A 22,002-nucleotide genomic window follows, 5' to 3' on the forward strand; every position below is an offset into this window, starting at 1 on the left:
CCTTAGCCGCGCGCAGCCTTCAAGGCGGCAACAAGGCCGGCGGTCGAGCTGTCGTGCCCGGTTGCCGCGACCTTGCCTTCCACCACTGGTAACAGACCGGTCGCCAGTTCCTTGCCCAGCTCGACGCCCCATTGGTCGAACGAGTTGATGCGGAAAATCACGCCTTCCACAAAGACGCGGTGCTCATAGAGCGCGATCAGCCTGCCGAGCGCGAAGGGTGTCAGCTGGTCGTAGACGAAGGTGATCGACGGACGATTGCCCGAAAATACCCGATGCGGCGCAAGGAAATCGGCTGTGGCTTCCTCCATGCCCTTCGCCATCAGCTGCGTCTTGGCTTCCGCGAGCGTGCGGCCGCGCATCAGGGCTTCCGACTGGGCAAGACAATTGGAGATCAGCAGTTCATGCTGGTGCCGCAGTTCCGGTTCGAAGCCGTTTGCGGCGATCATGAATTCGGCCGGGATGATGCTCGTGCCCTGATGGATGAGCTGGTAGAAGGCGTGCTGGCCGTTGGTGCCGGGTTCGCCCCAGACAACAGGACCGGAGCCTCCGGCAACGGGCTTTCCGTCGATCGTCACGCTCTTGCCGTTCGATTCCATGTCGAGCTGCTGCAGGTAGGCAGGGAAGCGCGATAGCCGCTGATCATAGGGCAGGATAGCGCGGGTCGGATATCCAAGCACGTTGCGATGATAGACGCCGATTGCGCCGAGCAGCATCGGCAGGTTCTTCGAGAACGGTGCCGTGCGGAAATGCTGATCCATGGCATGGGCGCCGTCGAGGAAGCGGCCGAAATTCTCACGCCCGATGGCAAGCATCAGCGGCAGGCCGATGGCAGACCAGATCGAATAACGTCCGCCGACCCAATCCCAGAAGCCGAAGACGCGCTCGGCGGCAATGCCGAAGGCCGCGACCTTGTCGAGCGCTGTGGAGACGGCTGCGAAATGCGCGCCGACGGCATCCTCACCGAGGGCCTTGGCGATGAAGGCACGCGCCGTCTGGGCGTTGGTCATCGTCTCGATGGTAGTGAACGTCTTGGACGCCACGATGAACAGCGTCGTTTCGGCGGAAAGCAGCTTCAGCGTATCGGCGATATGAGCGCCGTCGACGTTCGACACGAAATGCAGGCGCGGGCCGTCATGGAAGGGAGCGAGCGCCAGCGTCGCCATGGCCGGACCGAGATCCGAGCCGCCGATGCCGATGTTGACGACATCGGTGATGGCCTTGCCCGTCGCGCCGGTCAGCTTGCCGGAACGGATCGCTTCGGCAAACGCGCCCATTGCCGCAAGCACGCCGTTGACATCTGGCATCACGTCGGTGCCGTCTACGATCACGGGCGTGTTCGCCCGGTTGCGGAGCGCTGTGTGCAGGACGGCACGATCTTCGGTGAAGTTGATCTTTTCTCCAGTAAACATGGCATCGCGCTTTTGCGCTACGTCGGCCGTGGCGCAAAGCTCTTCGAGCAACGCCATGATCTCGTCGTTCACAGCGCATTTCGAATAATCCATCAGCAGGTCATCGAATGATGCGCTGAAGCGGGTGAAGCGCTGGGCGTCGGCGGCAAAGGCGGCTCGCAAATCTTCCGCTCGAGTGGCGGCGGCAGTGCTGGAGAGTTTGTCGATGATGGCCTGCATCTTCTTTTCCCTGGTTGGCAAAGATGAGGCGACACTATTCTGGCGAATGCGCTCGATCAAGGCACACTCCTCCGGAATAGAGCATCGAAAGTGAGCGCCGGCCTCACCGGCGACCCACGGCTGCAAAGACTCTATTTGCTGGCTGCGCTGTCGCGGAGTTCGCGCCGCAGGATCTTCCCGACATTCGATTTCGGCAGTTCCTGGCGGAATTCGATGTGACGTGGCCGCTTGTAATTGGTGAGGTTTGCCGCGCAATGAGCCTTGAGTTCGGCCTCGGTCAGTGCCGGATCCTTCTTGACCACGAAAAGCTTGACCGCTTCACCGGAATGCTCGTCGGGAATGCCGATTGCCGCACATTCCAGAACGCCCGGATGCATGGCCGCAACTTCCTCGATCTCGTTCGGATAGACATTGAAGCCGGAAACCAGGATCATGTCCTTCTTGCGGTCGACGATCTTTACATAGCCCCGCTCGTCCATCATCCCCATGTCGCCGGAACGGAAGAAGCCGTCAGACGTCATCACCTTGGCGGTTTCCTCGGGCCGCTGCCAGTAGCCGGCCATGACCTGCGGGCCACGAATGCAGATTTCGCCGACGTCGCCGATCGGAAGCGTATTGCCGTCCTCGTCGCGGATCTCGATGTCGGTCGAGGGCAGGGGAAGCCCGATCATCCCGGAGAACTCGTTGCTGTCGAGCCGGTTGACGGTGGCGACAGGCGAGGTTTCCGAAAGGCCGTATCCTTCGGTGATCGGGCAGCCGGTCATCTGGAACCAGCGCTCCGCTACCGGTCGCTGCACCGCCATGCCGCCACCGAGCACGAGAAGCAGGGACGAAAAATCGAGCGCCTTGAAATCCGGGTTGTTCATCAGGGCGTTGAACAGGGTGTTCAGCCCCGGAAAGATATGCGCCTTGTGCTGCTGCAATTCCTTGACGAAGGCTGGAATGTCACGCGGATTGGCGATCAGCACATTGTGGCTGCCCGTTGCCACACCCATCAGCGAATTCACCGTCAGCGCGAAGATGTGGTAAAGCGGCAGCGCGCAGATGAAGGTCATCACATCAGGACGACCCTTGGCGGCGTACACGGCTTCCAGCCACAGCGCGATCTGCGTCTTGTTGGCGAGCAGGTTGGCGTGGGTGAGCGTTGCTCCCTTTGAGACGCCGGTCGTGCCCCCGGTATATTGCAGGAAGGCGACGTCGCTGCCCTTGACGTTGGCAGGCTTCAACTGCAGCCGGGCGCCTTCGGAAAGTACGCGGTTGAAGCTCTTGTGACCGGGTATGGACCATGCCGGCACAAGCTTCTTGACCTTGCGCACCACGAAATTGACGATGTGGCCCTTGATGCCGAGCATGTCGCCCATGGTGGCGACGACCACATGCTTGATTGCGGTGTGGGCGACGACCTGCTCGACGGTGTGGGCGAAGTTCTCCAGCACGAAAATGACCTTGGCACCACTGTCCTTCAATTGGTGCTCGAGCTCGCGTGGAGTGTAGAGTGGATTGACGTTGACCACCGTGAAGCCGGCTCGAAGGATGCCGTAAACGGTAACAGGGTTCTGCAGGATGTTGGGTGTCATCACCGCGACGCGCTCGCCCTGCTGCAATCCCTGCGCCTGAAGCCAGGCGCCGATCTTGCGCGACTGCACTTCAAGTTCGCGGAACGTCATGCCGCGACCCATGCTGGAAAAGGCCAGGCGGTCCGCATACTTGGCGCAGCTGCTTTCGAACAGGGCGCCAAGCGAGGCATGTTCCAGAGGAGGAATGTCCGCCGGCACCATTGCCGGATAAGATGAAAGCCAGATTTTTTCCGCTGCCCGGCCGCTATGGCGGCTGACGAGATCAGACATAATTACCTCCCGGTCAAAGTTTCCTCCATGCCCGCCCTCCCGTGGCCGGCATGCCCCCTCCTCGACGCGCAAACCGAGCTTATGCCTTTGGCAAGCCGGTTCAAGCCTCAATAGCTCTATATAACCTTGACGTAAGCGTCAATAAATCTCCCCCAAGCCTCTCCTCTTTTAGGAGGTTCTATTTCAGTGCCTTACGGAAATTGCTCGACGTCTGGCCTGCCTGGCTTCCTATGCGAGGGACTTTTCGGTCGGAACCTTGCCCTGACTCTGACGTTGACCTCGGCAAGTATCGAGGAACCGTAAGAACCAAGGAGGTGCACCATGTTGCATCAGAACGCACAATCCACAGATCGTGATCCTTATGTGAAGGATACGCCGACGCTGATTGCCAGCGACAAGGTGGATGGCACGGCTGTCTACGGCTCTGACGGCAAGCGCATCGGCTCCATCCAGCGAATCATTCTGGAGAAACGCGGCGGTCGCGTCGCCTATGCCGTCCTGAGCTTCGGCGGTTTTCTCGGAATTGGCGACGAGTACTACCCGTTGCCGTGGGAGAAGCTCTCCTACGACGAGAATCTGGACGGATACCGTGTTGATCTGACGAAGAATCAGATCGAGGGCGCCCCCCGTTTTCGTGAAGACGAACGCGACTGGTATCGTGAAAACGGTCGTTCCGTTTACGAATATTATGGTGTGCCGCCTTACTGGATGTAAGGTCGCCTTGCCTCGGAAAGCCCCGCGGAAGCGGGGCTTTTTGTATGGGTTGCACACAATGAAATTGCAGTTTTGTTAAGGTTAAGAAAGTAACCACAACGCTTCGCGCAGGAGGAGCTTGGTTTACGTTTCGCAATGCGGTAAGTGTTAACCGGCGATTAACATTTCTGAGTATCGGTCAGCGGAATGGCCTGTTCTTCGCAAGTCCGTTTGCCGGGTCTCCCAAGTCGGCGCAACGGGCAGGCGAGCTGACTGTTCCCCACAAAAAATCGAGTGGAGTCTGTTGTGCGCATAGCGATTATTGGTACCGGTTATGTCGGTCTGGTCTCGGGCGTCTGCCTTTCTGATTTCGGCCATGATGTTGTCTGTATCGACAAGGTCGAAGAAAAAATCTCGATGCTCAATAGCGGCAAGGTGCCGATTTTCGAGCCGGGTCTTGAAGAACTCATCCAGAAAAACGTTGCTGCGGGACGCCTGAGCTTCACCACGGATCTTGCAGGTCCGGTTGGTGACGCAGATGTCGTCTTCCTCGCCGTTGGTACGCCGTCGCGTAAGAGCGACGGCCATGCCGATCTGGCCTATGTCTTCGCCGCCGCGCGTGAAATCGCCCGGTCCGTGAAGGGCTTTACGGTCGTCGTCACAAAGTCGACGGTGCCGGTTGGAACAGGCGACCAGCTCGAGCGCATCATTGCCGAGGAAAATCCGGATGCTGACGTCGCCGTCGTGTCCAACCCGGAATTCCTCCGCGAAGGTGCGGCAATCGAGGACTTCATGGCTCCCGACCGCGTTGTCGTTGGCATGAACGACGATCGCGCCAGGGACATCATGGCCAAGGTCTATGCGGCCCTCGATCCGCAGAAGCATCCGGTGCTCTTCACCTCGCGGCGCACTGCGGAACTGACCAAGTACGCCGCCAACGCCTTCCTGGCGCTGAAGCTTGCCTACATCAACGAGATCGCCGATCTCTGCGAACAGGTCGGCGCGAACGTTCAGGACGTGTCGAAGGGCATGGGCCTCGACAGCCGTATCGGCCAGAAGTTCCTCAATGCCGGTCCCGGTTATGGCGGTTCGTGCTTCCCGAAGGACACGCTCGCTCTCGTCAAGACCGCACAGGATCATAACAGCCCGATCCGTCTCATCGAGACTATTGTCGGCATCAACGAAACCCGCAAGCGCGCCATGGCCCGCAAGATCGAGCGTGCGCTTGAAGGCGACATTCGCGGCAAGACCATCGGTATCCTCGGCCTGACCTTCAAGCCCGATACCGACGACATCCGCGAATCGCCTGCGCTCGCCATCGTCCAGGCGCTTCTGGACAAGGGTGCCGTTCTGCAGGCCTATGACCCGGAAGGCATGCCCGCCGCGCGCGGCATGATGCCGGAAATTAGCTATCGCGACGGCGTAGACGAAGTGGCCAAGGATGCGGACGCCCTGGTTATCATCACCGAGTGGAAGCATTTCCGTGCGCTCGACTTCGACAAGCTGAAGTCCCTGATGAAGCAGCCGGTCCTGATCGACCTGCGCAACGTCTACGTACCGTCCCAACCGCTGAGCCACGGCTTCGTCTACGACAGCGTTGGTCGTGCGGATTATTGATGACGCCGGGCCTACCGGCCGGAGCTTCAAGCATCCAGCCTGATACCTGTCGAAAAACCACGAGGAGGGGTGCCGCATATGCCGGCGCCCCTTTTTTCATTCGCCGAGGCAGGCAATGCCATCTCCGGCTATCAAGGCGTCCGCAGTCGATCCGGCCGGGAGGCGGAACGCGCAGGCGCCATCGACTGATGCTGCCGTTCGGTATGAATTTTTGCTGATTTGAGAAGAAATGGTGCCGCTTACGTGACTCGAACACGTGACCCCGTCATTACGAATGACGTGCTCTACCAACTGAGCTAAAGCGGCCCGTCCGCAACCGGCAGGTCTGCGGTTGCGGCATGTCGGCGCTGATACAGGCATCGCGCCGGAATTTCAAGCGGGTAAATCGGCAGTGTTGCGGTTTTCCTTGCGACCGCCGCAACACTCGCCGTTTCGGGTGGTGAGTATCAGAGTGAAAGGCGGGCGCGGGCCGCCTTGTATTCGTCCTCGAGTCGGTCGACGACCTTTGCGACTGGTTCCACGGCCTTGACGGCGCCGATGCCCTGGCCGCAGCCCCAGATATCCTTCCAGGCCTTGGCGCCGGTCGTGGCCTTGTCGAAATCCATCTTGGACGGGTCGGCTTCCGGCAGGTTGTCCGGATCCATGCCGGCGGCGATGATCGAGGGCTTCAGGTAGTTTCCGTGTATGCCGGTGAAATAGTTGGAGTAGATGATGTCGCTGGCATGGGCGTCCACGATCGCCTGCTTGTAGGCGTCGCTGGCGCGGGCCTCCGTGGTGGCGATGAAGGGCGAGCCGATATAGGCCATGTCCGCGCCCATCGCCTGGGCCGCCAGAATACCCCCACCGGTGGAGATCGCGCCGGCCAGCAACAGCGGACCGTCGAACCATTCGCGGATTTCCTGCACCAGTGCGAAAGGTGAAAGCGTGCCGGCATGGCCTCCTGCGCCGGTCGCAACCGCGATCAGTCCGTCAGCGCCCTTGCGGATTGCCGAATTGGCGTGGCGGTTGTTGATGACGTCATGCAGAACGATCCCACCATAGGAGTGCACGGCCGCATTCACTTCCGGCACGGCGCCGAGCGAGGAGATGACGATCGGCACCTTGTATTTCACGCAGAGCATCAGGTCGTGCTCAAGCCGCTTGTTGGAGGTGTGTACGATCTGGTTGACCGCGAAAGGTGCTGCGGGGCGATCCGGGTTCTGTGCATTATGGGAGGCAAGCTCTTCGGTAATCTGTGCCAGCCATTCGTCGAGTTGGGCTTCCGGCCGGGCGTTCAGCGCCGGGAAGGCACCGACAATGCCGGCCTTGCATTGCGCAAGCGTCAGGTCCGGATGGGAAATGATGAAGAGCGGCGAGGCGACCACCGGAAGCCTCAGATTTTCGGACAGAACTGGCGGAAGCGCCATGGTTACCTCCCAATATGACGTTTACGGAAACGTCAATTTTCTATCAGAGACGGGCGGTGAGGAAAAGGGCATCTGCAGTCGACAGGCGCATTCGTCGCAACGACGTGTCATCCTTGAAGCGAGCGGGTGGCATAATTGTTAAAGGGCTTCTGTTCTCTTTATCCACGCTCTCTGGTCCGCCAATTCTGCCAGGTATCGGTGGGAAGCGAAGGGGCAGGGCTTGCAGATCGGTCAAGCAGCCGTTACCGAATCGTTAAGAACGGGTCTTGGCGGCATCGTACCGCCTCAAGGAGCAGAATAGCCAGTGAACGGATTGGAAACGGCCATCAGAAACGCTCTCGAGCGGTCGGATCGCACCAATGCGGAAACCCGTGCCCGCATCTATCAATCGGCGCGCCAGGCGCTCGAAAGCGGACTGCGCAAGCAGAACGTCACCGACCCGGAAACCGTTGCCTTCCAGCGTCATCGTCTGGAGACGGTCATTCACGCCATCGAACTTGAGGAGCGCGCCCGCATCGATATGCAGGTTGCGCCGCCGGTTCCGGCTCCTGCCGTTCCGGTGGCAGCGCCGGTGCAGGCTTCGCCCGCGCCCATATCCCCGGCATCTCGCGGAGGCATGCGTGAAGAGCCGAGTTTCTCCGAGTCTCATGTCGCAGCAACGCGTCATACGGAGGAGCGGACTGTCACGGAGCCTTCCTTCGATGTGGAAGCGCCTTCGCGGGAAGCCGATCCGTGGCTCGACGATCCGTCCGATCGGATCGAGCCCGAACCGGAAATCAGGGCCGGCGAAGTGTCGGGGCGTGACAACGGCCTCAAGCTCGATGTGCGCCCGGAAGCCGTCGTTCGCCGCCGTCCGCGGCGCGGCTTCTACTCTCGGCTCTTCATTTCTCTCACCTTGCTTGCGTTCCTCGGCATGGGAGTCTGGTGGATTTACACCTCAGGTGTCCTGATGACTGCCGCCGAGCGGGATACCAGCGTACCGAATCCTCCGCCCCATGCGGAAGCCGAGGATTTCGATGAGCCTCAGAAGACCCAGGAGCCGAGGGCGCTCGATGCCCGCAGCGGTTTCTCCGATGACTGGATCGAGGTTTTCGAGCCGAAGCAGATTTCCGCAATCCGCCCTCGTAGCAACGCTCTGGTCGATGTCGTCAACGCCAGCGACGGTACTGCGGTACGCGTGGTGTCGCGCAGCGGCGACGCGGATGGCAGCGTGGAAATCACCGTGCCGCCCGAGGTTTTGAGGGAAATGGCGGGGCGCACCTCGACCATTGCGCTCACCCTGCAGTCGGCCGACGATAAGCAGGTCCAGATCTCGGTATCCTGTGATTTCGATCGGATGGGAGATTGTGCCCGTCATCGGTTCACGGCCAATCCCGAAAAAACGGACGCCCTGTTCCGGGTGTCGTTCGAGCGCGCCATGGCACCCGGCACTCCCGGCCGTCTCGTCCTGAACGGCGATCTGGCCGGTACGGGGCGCGGCATCAATCTCTACTCGGTGCGTGTGCTGCCGGGAGAGTGATGCCGCTCGCTCGGGGCTACTTCTTCGTCAGGAAGTCCGGGCCGGAGTCTATGATCTTGCGGTCGATCTTGCCGATCTTGCCTTCATCCTTGCCCTCGTAGTCGATCGACAGAAGGATGTGACGAATGACGTTGAGGCGAGCCCGGCGCTTGTCGTTTGCCTTGACGACGGTCCAGGGCGCATAGTCGGTGTGGGTTTCCTTGAGCATGCGATCGCGCTTTTCGGTGTAGTCGTCCCACTTGTTGAGGGCGGCGATATCCATCGGGGAAAGCTTCCAGAGCTTCAGCGGATCATGCCGGCGGTCGTGAAAGCGTTCGAGCTGCATCTTGCGGCCGATGTTCAGCCAGAACTTGAAGAAGTGAATGCCGTCCTGCTCGATCAGTTTCTCGACGCGCGGAGCCTGTTTCAGGAAGTCCTCGTACTGTTCCTTGGTGCAGAAGCCCATGACGGGTTCTACGCCCGCCCGGTTATACCAGGAGCGGTCGAACATTACGAATTCCCCGCTCGTCGGGAAATGCGAGACATAGCGCTGGAAATACCACTGGCCGCGCTCGGTCTCGGTCGGTTTCGTCAGGGCGACGACCCGGGCGGAACGGGGGTTCATATAGGCGAGCGTGGCATGGATCGTGCCACCTTTGCCGGCGGCGTCGCGCCCCTCAAGCAAGGCCATAACCCGCTTGCCGGTCTTCTGCTGCCAGAACTGCAGCTTTACCAACTCGATCTGAACCTTCTCCAGTTCGTCCTCGTACTGCTCTTCGTCCATTTTCTTGTCATAGGGAAAATCACCGGACGCGAGGGATTCATCATCGATCCACTTGGGTAGTTTGGGGTCGTCGATGTCGAAGATGCGGCTCTGCCCGTCGATGACGAGCGTGACGGCGCGGCTTTCCTGTCCCGTTTCCATGTTCTTTCCACTCCCGGTTCTGCGACGATAGCGTTTTCAATCCTGCAAAGGGGGCATATTTGCCGCGCTGTTTCAAGGTCTTGCTGAAATATGCGCGGCGTTGCCCCATGCCGCCGTCAGGCATGGGGATAACCGGGGGCAATGATGGCAAGCCTCGCATAGATCTGTCATGAATCGGCGATATCACGGCTGTTTGACGATCGGTCAGTCATCCATCAGGCGAGGTTCTTGTGGCAGAGGGTTCATTCGAGTGGCGTAGGCTCCTGCGGCGGATTCGGTCCGGCGTGGCATATCTGCTGGCGGCGGTTCTGATTTCCGTGGCCGCTTTTCTCTCCGGTGCCGACCCCGTATTCGCTGTCATTCTCCTTGTTTTGTGCGTTCTGGCCATTCTGGTTCAGCAGAGCGACGAACAGTCGGGGCCGCCGACGGTCGCCCCGCAGGAACCGGTTGCGGATCGGGCTCAAGAGCCGATCTTTCCCGCCATCCTGTCAACGCTGCAGGCGCTGGACCTGCCGGTCTTCGTCATTGGCCGGGACGGCATGCTGCGCGGTCAGAACCGTTCGGCGCAAAAGGCTTTCGGCGAGCTTTCGCCGGGGCAGCATATTTCCGCGCGTTGGCGTTCTCCCAGCATTCTCGACATGGTGCGCGAGACGATCGCCACGGATGAGCCGAACCAGATCGAGCATTCCGAACGGCTACCATCCGAACGGGTCTATATCGTCCGCATCGCGCCTGTGCCGCTTTTGGAAGAGAGAGGCGACGAGGCTCTCTTTCTCCTGTCGTTCAGGGATATCTCCGAATTGAGGCGACTGGACCGCATGCGTAGCGACTTCGTCGCCAATGCCAGCCACGAGCTGCGCACGCCGCTTGCTTCTCTGCGGGGGTTCATCGAGACGATGCAGGGGCCGGCACGCGGCGATCCGAAAGCGCAGGAGCGCTTTCTCGCCATCATGCTCGATCAGGCCAACCGGATGAGCCGTCTCGTGGACGACCTCCTGTCGCTGTCCCGGCTTGAACTGAAGGCGCATCTCGCTCCCGACCAGAAGGTCGACCTTGTGCCGGTGATCGGGCATGTGCGGGATTCCCTCGCTCCCTTGGCCAAGGATCTTGAGGTGGATATCTGCCTCCATCTGCCGGAGGAGAAGGCGGAGGTTCTGGGCGACCGCGACGAACTCGTCCAGGTTTTCGAGAACCTCATCGAAAACGCCTGCAAGTACGGACAGGAGGGAGGCGTCGTCGATGTCTATGTCCGCAATCCGCCGGGTGGCCCCGTGGAGGTCAGCGTGCTGGATTTCGGCCCCGGCATTCCCGCCGAACACGTCCCGCGACTGACGGAAAGGTTCTATCGCGTCAGCGTGGCGGACAGCCGTTCCAAGAAGGGAACCGGCCTGGGCCTTGCGATCGTCAAGCACATCCTGACGCGGCATCGCGCGCGACTGATCGTCAAGTCCGCCGTAGGCGTCGGGACCGAGTTCACCGTTCGCTTCTGACGGGTTTCTGGCCGCCGGCCTCTCCTGGCGGCTGAAATGTTGCAGTGTTTGTAACAAAACCTGCACATATGGCTGCTGTCGTCGGAAAATTCTGTTAAATTTCAATTATTTGGTGTGTCATAAATGTTTCACCGAACTGACATAAAAGGGTGAGTGAACAGGGGCTAATAAGGGCCTGCCGATCACGACGACAATGAGTGCCGTTGGCGGTCGCATCGACACACAAGCCCACTGACGGGAGATTTTGTATGAACATCCTCAAGCTTTCGGTTGCAGCTCTGGTTGCCTCCGTCGCCTTTGCTGGCGCCGCTGCTGCCCGCGACCAGGTCCAGATCGCCGGCTCCTCGACCGTTCTGCCGTACGCAAAGATCGTCGCTGAAACCTTCGGCGAGACCTTCTCCAACTTCAAGACCCCGGTCGTCGAATCCGGCGGCACCGGCGCTGGTCTGAAGGAATTCTGCAAGGGCGTCGGCCCTGAGACCATCGATATCGCCAACGCTTCGCGCAAGATCAAGGATGACGAAGCTGCCGCTTGTAAGGCTGCTGGCGTAACCGACTTCCAGGAAGTCAAGTTTGGCTATGACGGTATCGTCTTCGCTGTCGATGCTTCCAACAAGGACCTCGCCCTGACCCCGTCCGACCTGTATCAGGCTCTGGCTGCTGAAGTCGTCGTCGACGGCAAGCTGGTTGCCAACCCCTACAAGAAGTGGTCGGAAATCAACAAGGACCTGCCGGACGCTGAAATCGCTGCTTTCATCCCGGGCGAAAAGCACGGCACCCGTGAAGTCTTCGAAGAGAAGATCATGACCCACGGCTGCAAGGACACCAAGGCCCTCGACGTCATCAAGACCTTGGTTGACGAGAAGACCGCTCCGAAGAAGTGCGTTGCAGTTCGCAAGGACGGCAAGGCTGTGGATATCGACGGCGACTACACTGAAACGCTCGCTCGCATCGACGCCAACAAGACCGCTATCGGCGTGTTCGGCCTGTCCTTCTACGAAAACAACGCCGACAAGCTGAAGGTTGCCACCATCAGCGGCATCAAGCCGAGCGTTGAAACCGTGGCTTCCGGCGAATATCCGGTTTCCCGTCCGCTGTACTTCTACGTCAAGAAGGCTCACCTTGGCGTGATCCCGGGCCTGAAGGAATACGTCGAATTCTTCCTCGACGACCAGATGGTTGGCCCGGAAGGCCCGCTGGCTGCCTACGGCCTCGTTCCGGCTCCGGATGCAGAGCGCGACGCCGCTCGCGCCAAGTTCGCCGAAGGCAAGTAATCAATGTTACCGGCGCGACGATTTCGTCGCGCCGGTTTCCTGCATGAATATTGCGGCCGTCCCGCTAATGCTCCGGCCCTGGCTTTTAGCCCCATTTCTTAAGTCGTGATCAGGTGAAACTTCGAGCAACGGATGCATGGCAGGCCAGGCCTGCAGGTCCGGGGAAGTGACGATGAGTACATCTCTTCTGCTGCTGATAGTGATCGTCATAGGGATTATCGCCTATGTGATCGGCTCTTCGAGAGCTTCAAGTCTCGCTGCAGGCAAGCCCTACAGCCTCCATTCCCGTTATGGATATCACGGCGCGTTCGCTGCGCTTGTGGCCATCTTGCCCGCGCTCCTGGTGATGGCCGTCTGGTCCGCAGTGACGCCGGCGATGGTCCAGAGTCGCGTCATCGCGACCTATCCGGAAGAGGTTCAGGCGTTGCCCGAGGCAACGCGCAACCTCAACTACGGCATGATTTCCTCGATTGCCAATGGTCTGCGTCAACTCGACGAAGCCGGTCGTGCGGCGGTCGAGACTGCGTCTCCCTCCGAGATCCGCGCATTGCTGGCAGAGCGTGGCGTCGCTATTGCCGACGATCCCCAGCCCTACATGCTGGCGGCGGCTGACACGATGGTCGACTTCGCAGGAACCAACCGCCTTGCCATGGTCATCGTGGTGGTGGCGGTTTCCGTGATCGGCGCGATTGTGGCTCAGAGGTTCATTGCTCCCCGCTTCCGGGCGCGTAACCGCGTCGAGCAGATGATGCTCGTAGGCCTGATCATCGCATCGTCGATCGCGATCCTCACGACTGTCGGTATCGTCCTTTCCATGCTGACCGAGGCCATCCACTTCTTCAGGATGGTGCCGGCCTGGCAGTTCTTCTTCGGAACGGTCTGGGATCCGCGTTTCGCCGCTGCAGGCTCGACGGACTCGTCCGGCCAGTTCGGCCTGCTGCCGCTTCTTCTCGGCACGCTTTACATCGGCTTTGTCGCCATGTTGTTTGCCGTACCGGTCGGCCTGTTTTCGGCGATCTACATGGCCGAATACGCCACGCCGACGGTTCGCGCGGTGGTCAAGCCGCTGCTTGAAGTGCTGGCGGGCATTCCGACCATCGTCTACGGCTTCTTCGCCATGACCACCGTCGGTCCGTTCCTGCGCGATATCTCGGCGCAACTCGCCGGGTTGTCGACGGGCAATTACGTGAACTTCATCCAGGCGCAGAGCGTTCTGACCGCCGGTTTCGTCATGGGCATCATGCTGATCCCCTACGTTTCCTCGCTGTCGGACGATATCATCACCGCAGTACCGCGCGCGCTGCGCGATGGTTCGCTCGGCCTTGGTGCCACGCGTTCCGAAACGGTAAAGCGTGTCATTCTGCCGGCCGCCCTGCCGGGCATCGTCGGTGCTTTGCTGATGACGGCGTCCCGCGCGATTGGCGAAACCATGATTGTAGTGCTTGCAGCCGGCGTTGCCGCCCGCATGCAACTCAATCCTTTCGAGCCGATGACCACCGTGACCGTCAAGATCGTCAACCAGCTCACCGGCGACCTTGAGTTTACCTCGCCGCAGACGCTGGTGGCCTTCGCGCTCGGCATCACGCTCTTCGCGATTACGCTTTGCCTCAACATCTATGCGCTCTACATTGTGCGCAAATACAGGGAGCAGTACGAATGAGCCAGGTCGTAACCTCCGCTTCGACGACGGTCGCCGGCGCTTCCGGTGCCAACAATCGCCGCGACATCGGCATCAAGCGCCGCTATGCCGCAGAACGTCGGTTCCGGGCCTATGGCATTGCCGCCATCGCCTTCGGTCTGCTGTTCCTGTTCCTTCTGCTGTTCTCGGTCATTTCCAAGGGCTACACGGCCTTTGAACAGACGATGATCACCGTTCCGATCGAGTTTTCGGAAAAGGTCATCGACCCGAACAACAAGCGGGCCGAGAACCAAAACGTGCTGCAGATGGCGAACTATCCGGTTCTCGCCCGGGATGCGGTAGCCAAGGCTCTCGGTGTCGACACAAGTGACCGTGCCATGGCTCGCGCGGTTCAGGACATGCTGTCCGACGGTGTCCGCGTAACCCTGCGTGACATGGTTCTCGCCGATCCCTCGATCATCGGAAAGACCGTTCCGGTGACGATGCTCGCCAGCGCCAGCATCGACTCCGCCTATAAGGGGCAGATCGATCTCTCGGTCGGCGAGCAGAACCGCAAGGTCTCCGACCAGCAGGTTGCCTGGATGAACCAGCTCGCCGAAGGCGGCGCTCTTGCCGGCCACTTCAACACCGGCATCTTCGTCAATGGTGCATCGAGCCGTCCGGAAGCCGCCGGCGTCGGCGTTGCTCTCATCGGCTCCGCCTACATGATGCTGATCGTGCTGGTGCTTGCACTGCCGATCGGTGTCGCCGCCTCGATCTATCTCGAGGAGTTCGCCCCGAAGAACCGCTTCACCGACCTGATCGAAGTGAACATCAACAACCTTGCTGCCGTTCCCTCGATCGTGTTCGGTCTTCTCGGTCTCGCGGTGTTCATCAACTTCATGGGTCTTCCACGCTCGGCTTCGATCGTCGGCGGTCTCGTCCTGACGCTGATGACCTTGCCGACAATCATCATCGCCACCCGTGCTGCTCTCAAGGCCGTGCCGCCGTCGATCCGCGCTGCTGCCCTCGGTCTCGGTGCTTCGAAGATGCAGACGGTTTTCCATCACGTGCTGCCGCTCGCCATGCCCGGCATTCTGACGGGTACGATCATCGGTCTGGCGCACGCTCTTGGCGAAACGGCGCCGCTCCTGCTGATCGGCATGGTGGCCTTCGTTGCCAACTACCCGGGCACCCCGCTCGAACCTTCGACCGCCCTGCCGGTGCAGATCTACCAGTGGGCGAATGAGGCCGAACGCGCTTTCGTGGAACGTACTTCGGGAGCGATCATCATCCTGCTCCTGTTCCTTCTGGTAATGAATGTGGGCGCAATCCTGTTGCGCCGGCGCTTCGAACGGCGCTGGTAGAGGGAGAATTGGCATGAACATGATGTCGGAATCAGCAGTTGAAAAGGCGCTGGATCAGAAAATGAGCGATGTGAACTACAAGATGATTGGCAAGGACGTGTCGGTCTACTACGGCGAGAAGCGTGCGCTTTTCGACGTGAACCTCAACGTTCGCGAGAACACGGTGACCGCGCTCATCGGTCCCTCGGGTTGCGGCAAGTCGACCTTTCTCAGGACGCTTAACCGCATGAACGACACGATCGACGGCTGCCGGGTCACCGGCAAGATCACGCTCGACGAGATGGATATCTACGATCCGTCCATTGACGTGGTCGAGCTGCGCGCCCGCGTCGGTATGGTTTTCCAGAAGCCGAACCCGTTCCCGAAGTCGATCTACGAGAACATCTCCTACGGCCCGCGCATCCACGGCCTTGCCAAGTCGAAGGCGGATCTCGACCAGATCGTCGAGACCAGCCTTCAGAAGGCAGGCCTGTGGAACGAAGTGAAGGACCGCCTGCAGGAATCCGGCACCGGTCTCTCCGGCGGTCAGCAGCAGCGTCTGTGCATCGCGCGCGCGGTTGCCGTCAGCCCGGAAGTCATCCTGATGGACGAACCGTGTTCTGCGCTCGACCCGATCGCCACCGCCAAGGTCGAGGAACTGATCCACGAGCTGCGGTCCAACTTCACGATCGTCATCGTGACGCACTCCATGCAGCAGGCTGCTCGCGTTTCCCAGCGCACGGCCATGTTCCACCTCGGCCTTCTGGTCGAGGAGAACGACACCGACAAGATGTTCACCAATCCGGACGATCAGCGCACGCAGGACTACATCATGGGCCGTTTCGGCTGATGTCACCGCGCCGGTGATCGATTTTCCAATTCAAGGATACAAAGAACATGTCTTCATCGCATATCTACTCGGCTTATGACGAGGAACTGAAGTACCTGATGCGCCGCATCTCCGAGATGGGCGGCCTTGCCGAACAGATGGTCGGCGACAGCGTCCGTGCGCTCGTCAATTCCGATGGCGCCCTTGCCCAGAAGGTCATCTCCGACGACGTCATCATGGATGCCGCCGAACGCGAGATCGGCGACAAGGCGATCGTCACGATTGCCCGCCGCCAGCCGGTTGCAGCCGACCTTCGCGAGATCATCGGTGCACTGCGCATCGCCAACGACCTGGAGCGCGTCGGCGACCTCGGCAAGAGCAATGCCAAGCGCGTCATGGCCGTGCAGGCCACCGGCGTGCCGCGCAAGCTCGCCCGTGGCATCGAGCACCTGTCCGAGCTTGCCCTGGTGCAGCTCAAGGAAGTGCTCGACGTCTACACGACGCGCTCGGCCGAAAAGGCCAAGTCGATCCGCGATCGCGACGAGGAAATCGACGCCATCTACACCTCGCTCTTCCGCGAGCTTCTCACCTACATGATGGAAGATCCGCGCAACATCACCAGCTGCACGCATCTCCTGTTCTGCGCCAAGAACATCGAGCGCATCGGTGACCACGCCACCAACATCGCCGAAACGATCTACTACATGGCGACCGGTGCCCAGCCGGAAGGCGAGCGCCCGAAGGAAGACCTGACGTCTACCGTCGGCGCTATCGCCGAATGAACCGTAAGGCATTGTGAGAGGTAATCGAAGTCGATGTTGCCCAAGATTGCTGTCGTTGAAGATGAAGAAGCACTGAGCGTGCTTCTTCGTTACAATCTCGAGGCGGAAGGCTACGAAGTGGAGACCATCCTTCGTGGCGACGAGGCTGAACTGAGACTGCAGGAACGGGTCCCCGACCTGCTGATCCTCGACTGGATGCTGCCCGGCGTCTCCGGCATCGAGCTGTGCCGTAGGCTGCGCATGCGACCGGAGACCGAGCGTCTGCCGATCATCATGCTGACGGCACGTGGTGAGGAAAGCGAGCGCGTACGCGGGCTGGCGACGGGCGCTGACGACTATGTCGTCAAGCCCTTCTCCACACCGGAACTCATGGCCCGCGTCAAGGCCATGCTCCGCCGCGCGCGTCCCGAGGTCCTGTCCAGTGTTCTGCGTTGCGGTGACATCGAGCTGGATCGCGAGACCCATCGTGTCCATCGCAAGAGCCGCGAAGTCCGGCTCGGGCCGACCGAATTCCGCCTGCTGGAATTCCTGATGGCCTCGCCTGGTCGCGTGTTCTCGCGCTCCCAGCTTCTGGATGGCGTCTGGGGCCACGATATCTACGTGGACGAGCGTACCGTCGATGTGCATGTCGGTCGCCTACGCAAGGCACTCAACTTCTCTAACATGCAGGATGTCATCCGCACCGTTCGCGGCGCTGGCTACTCCATGGAAGCCTGACGGCTCGTCTCGAAAACAGCACTGTCGGTAACGAAAAACGGGCCGAAAGGCCCGTTTTGCATTTCCTGTGTCTGCCTGCAGATGGCCCGCCCTTAACGGGCAGCCTTGCGCCGATCGCTAACCGGCTGATAGGCCAGCTTTGCGTGGTAGCTGCAATACGGAGAGCTGTCGGAAGACTCGCAACCGCAGAAATGAAAGTCGTCCTTCATCGGATCGCCGATCGGCCACTTGCAGGTGCGCTCGGTGAGTTCCGTCAGGGCCAGCCGACGCGAGATCGGAACGATCACGTTGCGCGACGTCGACGGAGCGATTTCCATCTCCTCGATGCCTTCGATCTCGATCTCTTCCTTCAGCATGTTGGCGCCGACAGGCCGGGTGACCGTGCGAGTTGCGACGCGCGGTGCGTAGGCCGGAGCCCGGGGTGCAGTCGGGGCGCGCTTGGCGGTGCGTGCGGTCGTGGCGTTTCCGCCGGCCTTCGCTCGGCCCGGAAGGCTGAGACGGTGAACCTTGCCGATAACAGCGTTGCGGCTCACTCCGCCAAGTTGCGCGGCAATCTGGCTCGCGCTCAAGCCTTCGGCCCAAAGCCGTTTCAGCTTTTCCACTCGCTCGTCTGTCCAGTTCATGCCATTATTCTCCGCCGGTATCATTTCGCGCTGGCAGAATCGCTCACCGTTGCTTCGGAAAACTCCAAAACAAATTCGCCTCGATACTGTCGGTGACTATTTCTGCCGCATGCAATTTCTTTATTTGACGTTAACCTAGTGTGAGGCTGACTCCGTGACAAGAGTCGGCGGAATCATCGGGAATCGATTTCCGAGTTTTCCCCAACTTGCTACCTCGGCGCGTTTCATCTCCCCGATGGTTCCGCGCAAGCCTCCGATGTCTCCCGACATGCCGAAAATTCCGCTTTTCTGCGGTGTTTCGTTGACAGGCATGGGTGAAATGTCGATAGTGCCACCGCCGCCGCAAGGCGGCATTTTTGATTTTTCGGGCTTGGCTGTGCGAGTTTGCAGCCGGCTCCCACCAGACAGACAGATGCTCTTTCGAAAGGAGATTTCCGCCATGGCCGAGGCCTCTCCGCTCTATCAGACATACATGCGCGCGCCGCTGCGTTTCGAGCGAGGCGAGGGCGTGTGGCTGATCACGGAAAATGGAGAGCGATATCTCGATTTTGCGGCCGGTGTTGCCGTGAATTCGCTCGGACATGCGCATCCCCATCTGGTTGGTGCGTTGCGCGAGCAGGCGGACAAGGTCTGGCACCTGTCGAACCTCTACGAGATCCCCGGTCAGGAAAAGCTGGGCAAGCGTCTCACTGAGGCAACCTTCGCTGATCGCGTGTTCTTCACAAATTCAGGTGCAGAAGCGCTCGAATGCGCCATCAAGACGGCGCGCCGCTACCAGTTCTCGAAGGGGCATGGCGAACGGTTCCATATCATCACGTTCGAGGGTGCCTTTCACGGCCGTACGCTTGCAACGATCGCCGCCGGCGGTCAGGCCAAGTATCTCGAAGGCTTCGGTCCCAAGGCCCCGGGTTTCGATCAGATGCCCTTCGGCGATCTGGATGCTGTAAAGGCCGCGATCACCGAGGAGACGGCGGCCATCCTCATCGAGCCGGTTCAGGGCGAGGGCGGCATTCGCCCGACGCCTTCGGGCTTTCTCAAGGAATTGCGCAAGCTGTGCGACGATAACGGCCTCCTGCTGATTTTCGACGAGGTCCAGTGCGGCGTCGGTCGTACCGGCAAGCTGTTTGCCTATGAATGGTCTGGCATCACGCCCGATATCATGGCCGTGGCCAAGGGCATCGGCGGTGGCTTCCCGCTCGGTGCCTGCCTTGCGACCGAGGAAGCAGCCTCCGGCATGAAGGCCGGCACCCATGGCTCCACCTACGGCGGCAACCCGCTTGCCATGGCGGTTGGCAATGCCGTGCTCGATGTCATCCTTGCCGATGGCTTCCTCGAGCATGTGCGCGATGTGGCGCTCGTCTTCCGCCAGGGCCTTGCCGAACTCAAGGACCGGTTCCCCGATGTCATTGAGGAGATCCGTGGCGAAGGCCTGATGCTTGGCATCAAGGCCAAGGTACCCTCCGGCGAATTGCTGCAGGCGATGCGCGACGAACACATCCTCGGCGTTCCAGCCGGCGACAACGTCATTCGCCTCCTGCCGCCGCTGGTCACCACGGCAGAGGAAGCCCGGGAAGGTCTGAACCGTGTCGGCCTTGCAGCCGAAAAGGTTCAGGCAACGCTCGACACTTCCGCCCGGAATGAAAGCAGGTAACAGCATGGCATCCCCAAAACATTTCCTAGATCTCTCGGCGGTCAGTTCGTCCGATCTGCGTCTCATCATGGAGGACGCGAAGTCTCGCAAGCAGGCGACGAAGGCAGGCACCGCCGACAAGCCGCTGGCCGGCAAGATGCTGGCGATGATTTTCGAAAAGCCGTCGACGCGTACGCGCGTGTCCTTCGACGTGGGCATGCGTCAGCTTGGCGGCGAGACGCTTTTCCTGTCCGGCACCGAAATGCAGCTCGGCCGCGCCGAAACCATTGGCGATACGGCCAAGGTTCTCTCGCGCTATGTCGACGCGATCATGATCCGCACGACTGACCATTCGCGACTCCTGGAAATGGCGGAGCATGCAACCGTCCCGGTCATCAATGCGCTGACGGACAGCACGCATCCCTGCCAGATCATGGCTGACGTGATGACCTTTGAGGAGCATCGCGGACCGATCAAGGGCAAGACGCTGGCCTGGACGGGTGACGGCAACAACGTGCTCCACTCTCTCGTAGAGGGTTCCGCCCGCTTCGGCTACCGCATGAACATGGCGGTTCCGCTCGGTTCCGAGCCGGACGACAGGTTCATGAACTGGGCTCGCAACAATGGTGGCGAAGTCATGCTGTGCCATGACGCGGAGCGTGCCGTCGATGGCGCCGATGCCGTCATCACCGACACCTGGATTTCCATGAACCAGGAGCACAAGGCGCGGGGGCACAATGTCTTCCAGCCTTTCCAGGTCAATGGTCCTCTGATGAAGCGCGCCTCGGCCGATGCTCTGTTCATGCATTGCCTGCCGGCCCATCGCGGCGAGGAAGTGACCGACGACGTGATCGACGGCCCGCAATCCGTGGTGTTCGATGAGGCGGAAAACCGTCTTCATGCCCAGAAAGCAATCCTTGCCTGGTGCCTCGGCGCCATCTGATCGCATCCCGTGTCGGATCGCCGCCAGCGGCGATTGTCCCGGCATTCGCTTGACCTTGTTGCAGAACGACCCCATTTGTGCGGAAAATGGGGCGTTCGCCCTGCATCTTTATGCGCTTCGGCGCCAGGAGTTCATGACATGCAAAGCAGGCCTGCCGAACTCGGCGAATTCGGTTTCGCCGGAGACGATTGTGTTGTCCCCTTCCAGGTGGAGGGGCTCGATGTGCGCGGCCGAGCCGTCCAGCTCGGTCCGTTGCTCGATACCATTCTCGGACGACATGACTATCCGCAGCCGGTGGCGCGCCTGCTTGCAGAGGCGATCGTGCTCACGGTCCTGATCGGGACTTCGCTGAAATTTGAAGGCAAGTTCGTCGTCCAGACAAAGGGCGATGGTCCTGTCGATCTTCTGGTTGCTGATTTTTCGACGCCGGAGAACCTGCGTGCCTATGCCCGGTTCGACGAAGAAGCGCTTGCGGAAGCCGTAGCCGCCGGGCGTACTTCGCCGCAGGAGCTTCTCGGCAACGGCATTCTGGCCTTCACCATCGACCAGGGCAACTTCATGCAGCCCTATCAGGGCATTGTGCCGCTGGACGGCGCCTCGCTTGAGGACATTGCCGGCGTCTATTTCCGCCAGTCGGAGCAGATCCCGACCCGCGTTCGCCTCGGCGTGGCCGAGCTTTTCGATCGTGACGAGGAAGGTCGGCCGCGGCGCGGCTGGCGGGCCGGTGGTGTGATCGCCCAGTTCCTGCCCGATGCGCCGGAGCGCATGCGCCATCCCGACCTGCACGGAGGCGATGGTGACGATGGCGAGCAGACCTTTGCCGAGGACGATACGTGGTCGGAAGCCCGCATGCTGGTCGATACGATCGATGCGGACGAACTCACCGACCCGCAGATCGGCATCGAACGGCTCCTGTTCCGCCTGTTCCACGAGCGGGGTGTCCGGGTTTACGATCCGCAGGCGGTCTATGATCGCTGCAGCTGCTCGCGCGAAAAGGTGAAGGGCGTTCTGAAGGGGTTCTCCGACGACGACATCGCCGCCAGCACGGAAGACGGTAAGATCACCGTCACCTGCGAGTTCTGCTCGACAGTTTACCGCTACGAGGCAGAAGAAGTCCGCGACGTTTGAGAACGGTC

General features: G+C 60.5%; 19 protein-coding genes and 1 tRNA gene. 13 read left to right on the top strand and 7 right to left on the bottom strand.

Annotation, left to right across the window (positions count from 1 at the left end):
- Positions 1 to 2: 2 nt before the first annotated feature.
- Both pgi and NBH21_RS15075 read right to left on the bottom strand, forming a co-directional pair.
- A complete protein-coding gene (gene pgi, locus NBH21_RS15070) occupies positions 3 to 1,628 on the bottom strand; it encodes a glucose-6-phosphate isomerase (protein ID WP_250913896.1) in 1,626 nt (541 codons plus the stop codon).
- Positions 1,629 to 1,759: 131 nt separating this feature from the next.
- Positions 1,760 to 3,475, bottom strand: a complete 1,716-nt coding sequence (locus NBH21_RS15075) for a long-chain fatty acid--CoA ligase (protein WP_250913895.1) — start codon at positions 3,473 to 3,475, stop codon at positions 1,760 to 1,762.
- 321 nt (positions 3,476 to 3,796) lie between these two features.
- Here NBH21_RS15075 and NBH21_RS15080 point away from each other — a divergent pair, with 321 nt between their 5' ends.
- Entirely contained in the window at positions 3,797 to 4,189 is a 393-nt protein-coding gene (locus tag NBH21_RS15080; RefSeq protein ID WP_250913894.1) for a PRC-barrel domain-containing protein, read from the top strand.
- A gap of 285 nt (positions 4,190 to 4,474) precedes the next feature.
- Positions 4,475 to 5,785, top strand: coding sequence for a UDP-glucose dehydrogenase family protein (locus NBH21_RS15085; protein ID WP_250913893.1), 1,311 nt, complete (start codon positions 4,475 to 4,477; stop codon positions 5,783 to 5,785).
- A 230-nt stretch (positions 5,786 to 6,015) separates the two neighbouring features.
- Here the strand turns inward: NBH21_RS15085 and NBH21_RS15090 are convergent.
- Together NBH21_RS15090 and NBH21_RS15095 are read right to left on the bottom strand one after the other, a co-directional pair.
- Positions 6,016 to 6,091: transfer RNA gene (locus NBH21_RS15090), tRNA-Thr, on the bottom strand.
- A gap of 140 nt (positions 6,092 to 6,231) precedes the next feature.
- Positions 6,232 to 7,191: an NAD(P)H-dependent flavin oxidoreductase gene (locus NBH21_RS15095; protein WP_250913892.1), complete on the bottom strand. Its 960-nt coding sequence runs from the start codon at positions 7,189 to 7,191 to the stop codon at positions 6,232 to 6,234.
- 304 nt (positions 7,192 to 7,495) lie between these two features.
- Here NBH21_RS15095 and NBH21_RS15100 point away from each other — a divergent pair, with 304 nt between their 5' ends.
- On the top strand, positions 7,496 to 8,710 hold the full coding sequence (locus tag NBH21_RS15100; RefSeq protein WP_250913891.1) for a hypothetical protein: 1,215 nt from the start codon (positions 7,496 to 7,498) through the stop codon (positions 8,708 to 8,710).
- A gap of 16 nt (positions 8,711 to 8,726) precedes the next feature.
- On the opposite strand, the gene ppk2 is transcribed toward NBH21_RS15100, so the two are convergent.
- On the bottom strand, positions 8,727 to 9,614 hold the full coding sequence (ppk2, locus tag NBH21_RS15105; protein WP_250913890.1) for a polyphosphate kinase 2: 888 nt from the start codon (positions 9,612 to 9,614) through the stop codon (positions 8,727 to 8,729).
- Positions 9,615 to 9,877: 263 nt separating this feature from the next.
- On the opposite strand from ppk2, the gene phoR reads away from it, so the two are divergent.
- From phoR to phoB, 7 genes are all read left to right on the top strand, one after another.
- On the top strand, positions 9,878 to 11,104 hold the full coding sequence (gene phoR / locus NBH21_RS15110; protein ID WP_250914248.1) for a phosphate regulon sensor histidine kinase PhoR: 1,227 nt from the start codon (positions 9,878 to 9,880) through the stop codon (positions 11,102 to 11,104).
- Positions 11,105 to 11,352: 248 nt separating this feature from the next.
- Positions 11,353 to 12,378, top strand: coding sequence for a substrate-binding domain-containing protein (locus NBH21_RS15115; RefSeq protein ID WP_250913889.1), 1,026 nt, complete (start codon positions 11,353 to 11,355; stop codon positions 12,376 to 12,378).
- Positions 12,379 to 12,550: 172 nt separating this feature from the next.
- Positions 12,551 to 14,038, top strand: a complete 1,488-nt coding sequence (pstC, locus tag NBH21_RS15120; protein ID WP_250913888.1) for a phosphate ABC transporter permease subunit PstC — start codon at positions 12,551 to 12,553, stop codon at positions 14,036 to 14,038.
- Positions 14,035 to 15,363, top strand: a complete 1,329-nt coding sequence (gene pstA / locus NBH21_RS15125) for a phosphate ABC transporter permease PstA (RefSeq protein WP_250913887.1) — start codon at positions 14,035 to 14,037, stop codon at positions 15,361 to 15,363. The genes pstC and pstA overlap by 4 nt, the downstream gene beginning before the upstream one ends.
- A gap of 13 nt (positions 15,364 to 15,376) precedes the next feature.
- On the top strand, positions 15,377 to 16,192 hold the full coding sequence (gene pstB, locus NBH21_RS15130) for a phosphate ABC transporter ATP-binding protein PstB (RefSeq protein WP_250913886.1): 816 nt from the start codon (positions 15,377 to 15,379) through the stop codon (positions 16,190 to 16,192).
- Positions 16,193 to 16,239: 47 nt separating this feature from the next.
- Complete coding sequence (gene phoU, locus NBH21_RS15135) at positions 16,240 to 16,953, top strand: phosphate signaling complex protein PhoU (RefSeq protein WP_250913885.1); 714 nt, start codon at positions 16,240 to 16,242, stop codon at positions 16,951 to 16,953.
- A 33-nt stretch (positions 16,954 to 16,986) separates the two neighbouring features.
- A complete protein-coding gene (phoB, locus tag NBH21_RS15140) occupies positions 16,987 to 17,670 on the top strand; it encodes a phosphate regulon transcriptional regulator PhoB (RefSeq protein ID WP_112827844.1) in 684 nt (227 codons plus the stop codon).
- A 92-nt stretch (positions 17,671 to 17,762) separates the two neighbouring features.
- Here phoB and NBH21_RS15145 read toward each other — a convergent pair whose 3' ends face one another.
- A complete protein-coding gene (locus NBH21_RS15145; RefSeq protein ID WP_250913884.1) occupies positions 17,763 to 18,293 on the bottom strand; it encodes a GcrA family cell cycle regulator in 531 nt (176 codons plus the stop codon).
- Between the two features lie 135 nt (positions 18,294 to 18,428).
- On the bottom strand, positions 18,429 to 18,734 hold the full coding sequence (locus tag NBH21_RS15150) for a hypothetical protein (RefSeq protein ID WP_250913883.1): 306 nt from the start codon (positions 18,732 to 18,734) through the stop codon (positions 18,429 to 18,431).
- Here NBH21_RS15150 and NBH21_RS15155 point away from each other — a divergent pair.
- The 3 genes from NBH21_RS15155 to NBH21_RS15165 all read left to right on the top strand — a co-directional run bounded on the left by NBH21_RS15155 (position 18,733) and on the right by NBH21_RS15165 (position 21,994).
- On the top strand, positions 18,733 to 19,944 hold the full coding sequence (locus NBH21_RS15155; RefSeq protein ID WP_250913882.1) for an aspartate aminotransferase family protein: 1,212 nt from the start codon (positions 18,733 to 18,735) through the stop codon (positions 19,942 to 19,944). The genes NBH21_RS15150 and NBH21_RS15155 overlap by 2 nt on opposite strands.
- Positions 19,945 to 19,948: 4 nt before the next feature.
- Positions 19,949 to 20,866, top strand: coding sequence for an ornithine carbamoyltransferase (gene argF / locus NBH21_RS15160; protein WP_250913881.1), 918 nt, complete (start codon positions 19,949 to 19,951; stop codon positions 20,864 to 20,866).
- A gap of 138 nt (positions 20,867 to 21,004) precedes the next feature.
- Positions 21,005 to 21,994, top strand: coding sequence for an Hsp33 family molecular chaperone (locus NBH21_RS15165; protein ID WP_250913880.1), 990 nt, complete (start codon positions 21,005 to 21,007; stop codon positions 21,992 to 21,994).
- Positions 21,995 to 22,002: the final 8 nt, after the last annotated feature.

It is taken from the genome of Ciceribacter sichuanensis (assembly GCF_024055605.1).
In the GTDB taxonomy this organism is placed as follows: Bacteria; Pseudomonadota; Alphaproteobacteria; order Rhizobiales; family Rhizobiaceae; genus Allorhizobium; species Allorhizobium sichuanense.

Excerpts from the sequence above, each read along its gene's own strand:
- pgi (WP_250913896.1), bottom strand. The coding sequence starts at position 1,628 with ATGCAGGCCATCATCGACAAACTCTCCAGCACTGCCGCCGCCACTCGA.
- NBH21_RS15075 (WP_250913895.1), bottom strand. The coding sequence starts at position 3,475 with ATGTCTGATCTCGTCAGCCGCCATAGCGGCCGGGCAGCGGAAAAAATC.
- NBH21_RS15080 (WP_250913894.1), top strand. The coding sequence starts at position 3,797 with ATGTTGCATCAGAACGCACAATCCACAGATCGTGATCCTTATGTGAAG.
- NBH21_RS15095 (WP_250913892.1), bottom strand. The coding sequence starts at position 7,191 with ATGGCGCTTCCGCCAGTTCTGTCCGAAAATCTGAGGCTTCCGGTGGTC.
- ppk2 (WP_250913890.1), bottom strand. The coding sequence starts at position 9,614 with ATGGAAACGGGACAGGAAAGCCGCGCCGTCACGCTCGTCATCGACGGG.
- NBH21_RS15115 (WP_250913889.1), top strand. The coding sequence starts at position 11,353 with ATGAACATCCTCAAGCTTTCGGTTGCAGCTCTGGTTGCCTCCGTCGCC.
- pstC (WP_250913888.1), top strand. The coding sequence starts at position 12,551 with ATGAGTACATCTCTTCTGCTGCTGATAGTGATCGTCATAGGGATTATC.
- pstA (WP_250913887.1), top strand. The coding sequence starts at position 14,035 with ATGAGCCAGGTCGTAACCTCCGCTTCGACGACGGTCGCCGGCGCTTCC.
- pstB (WP_250913886.1), top strand. The coding sequence starts at position 15,377 with ATGAACATGATGTCGGAATCAGCAGTTGAAAAGGCGCTGGATCAGAAA.
- phoU (WP_250913885.1), top strand. The coding sequence starts at position 16,240 with ATGTCTTCATCGCATATCTACTCGGCTTATGACGAGGAACTGAAGTAC.
- phoB (WP_112827844.1), top strand. The coding sequence starts at position 16,987 with ATGTTGCCCAAGATTGCTGTCGTTGAAGATGAAGAAGCACTGAGCGTG.
- NBH21_RS15145 (WP_250913884.1), bottom strand. The coding sequence starts at position 18,293 with ATGAACTGGACAGACGAGCGAGTGGAAAAGCTGAAACGGCTTTGGGCC.
- NBH21_RS15155 (WP_250913882.1), top strand. The coding sequence starts at position 18,733 with ATGGCCGAGGCCTCTCCGCTCTATCAGACATACATGCGCGCGCCGCTG.
- NBH21_RS15150 (WP_250913883.1), bottom strand. The coding sequence starts at position 18,734 with ATGGCGGAAATCTCCTTTCGAAAGAGCATCTGTCTGTCTGGTGGGAGC.
- argF (WP_250913881.1), top strand. The coding sequence starts at position 19,949 with ATGGCATCCCCAAAACATTTCCTAGATCTCTCGGCGGTCAGTTCGTCC.
- NBH21_RS15165 (WP_250913880.1), top strand. The coding sequence starts at position 21,005 with ATGCAAAGCAGGCCTGCCGAACTCGGCGAATTCGGTTTCGCCGGAGAC.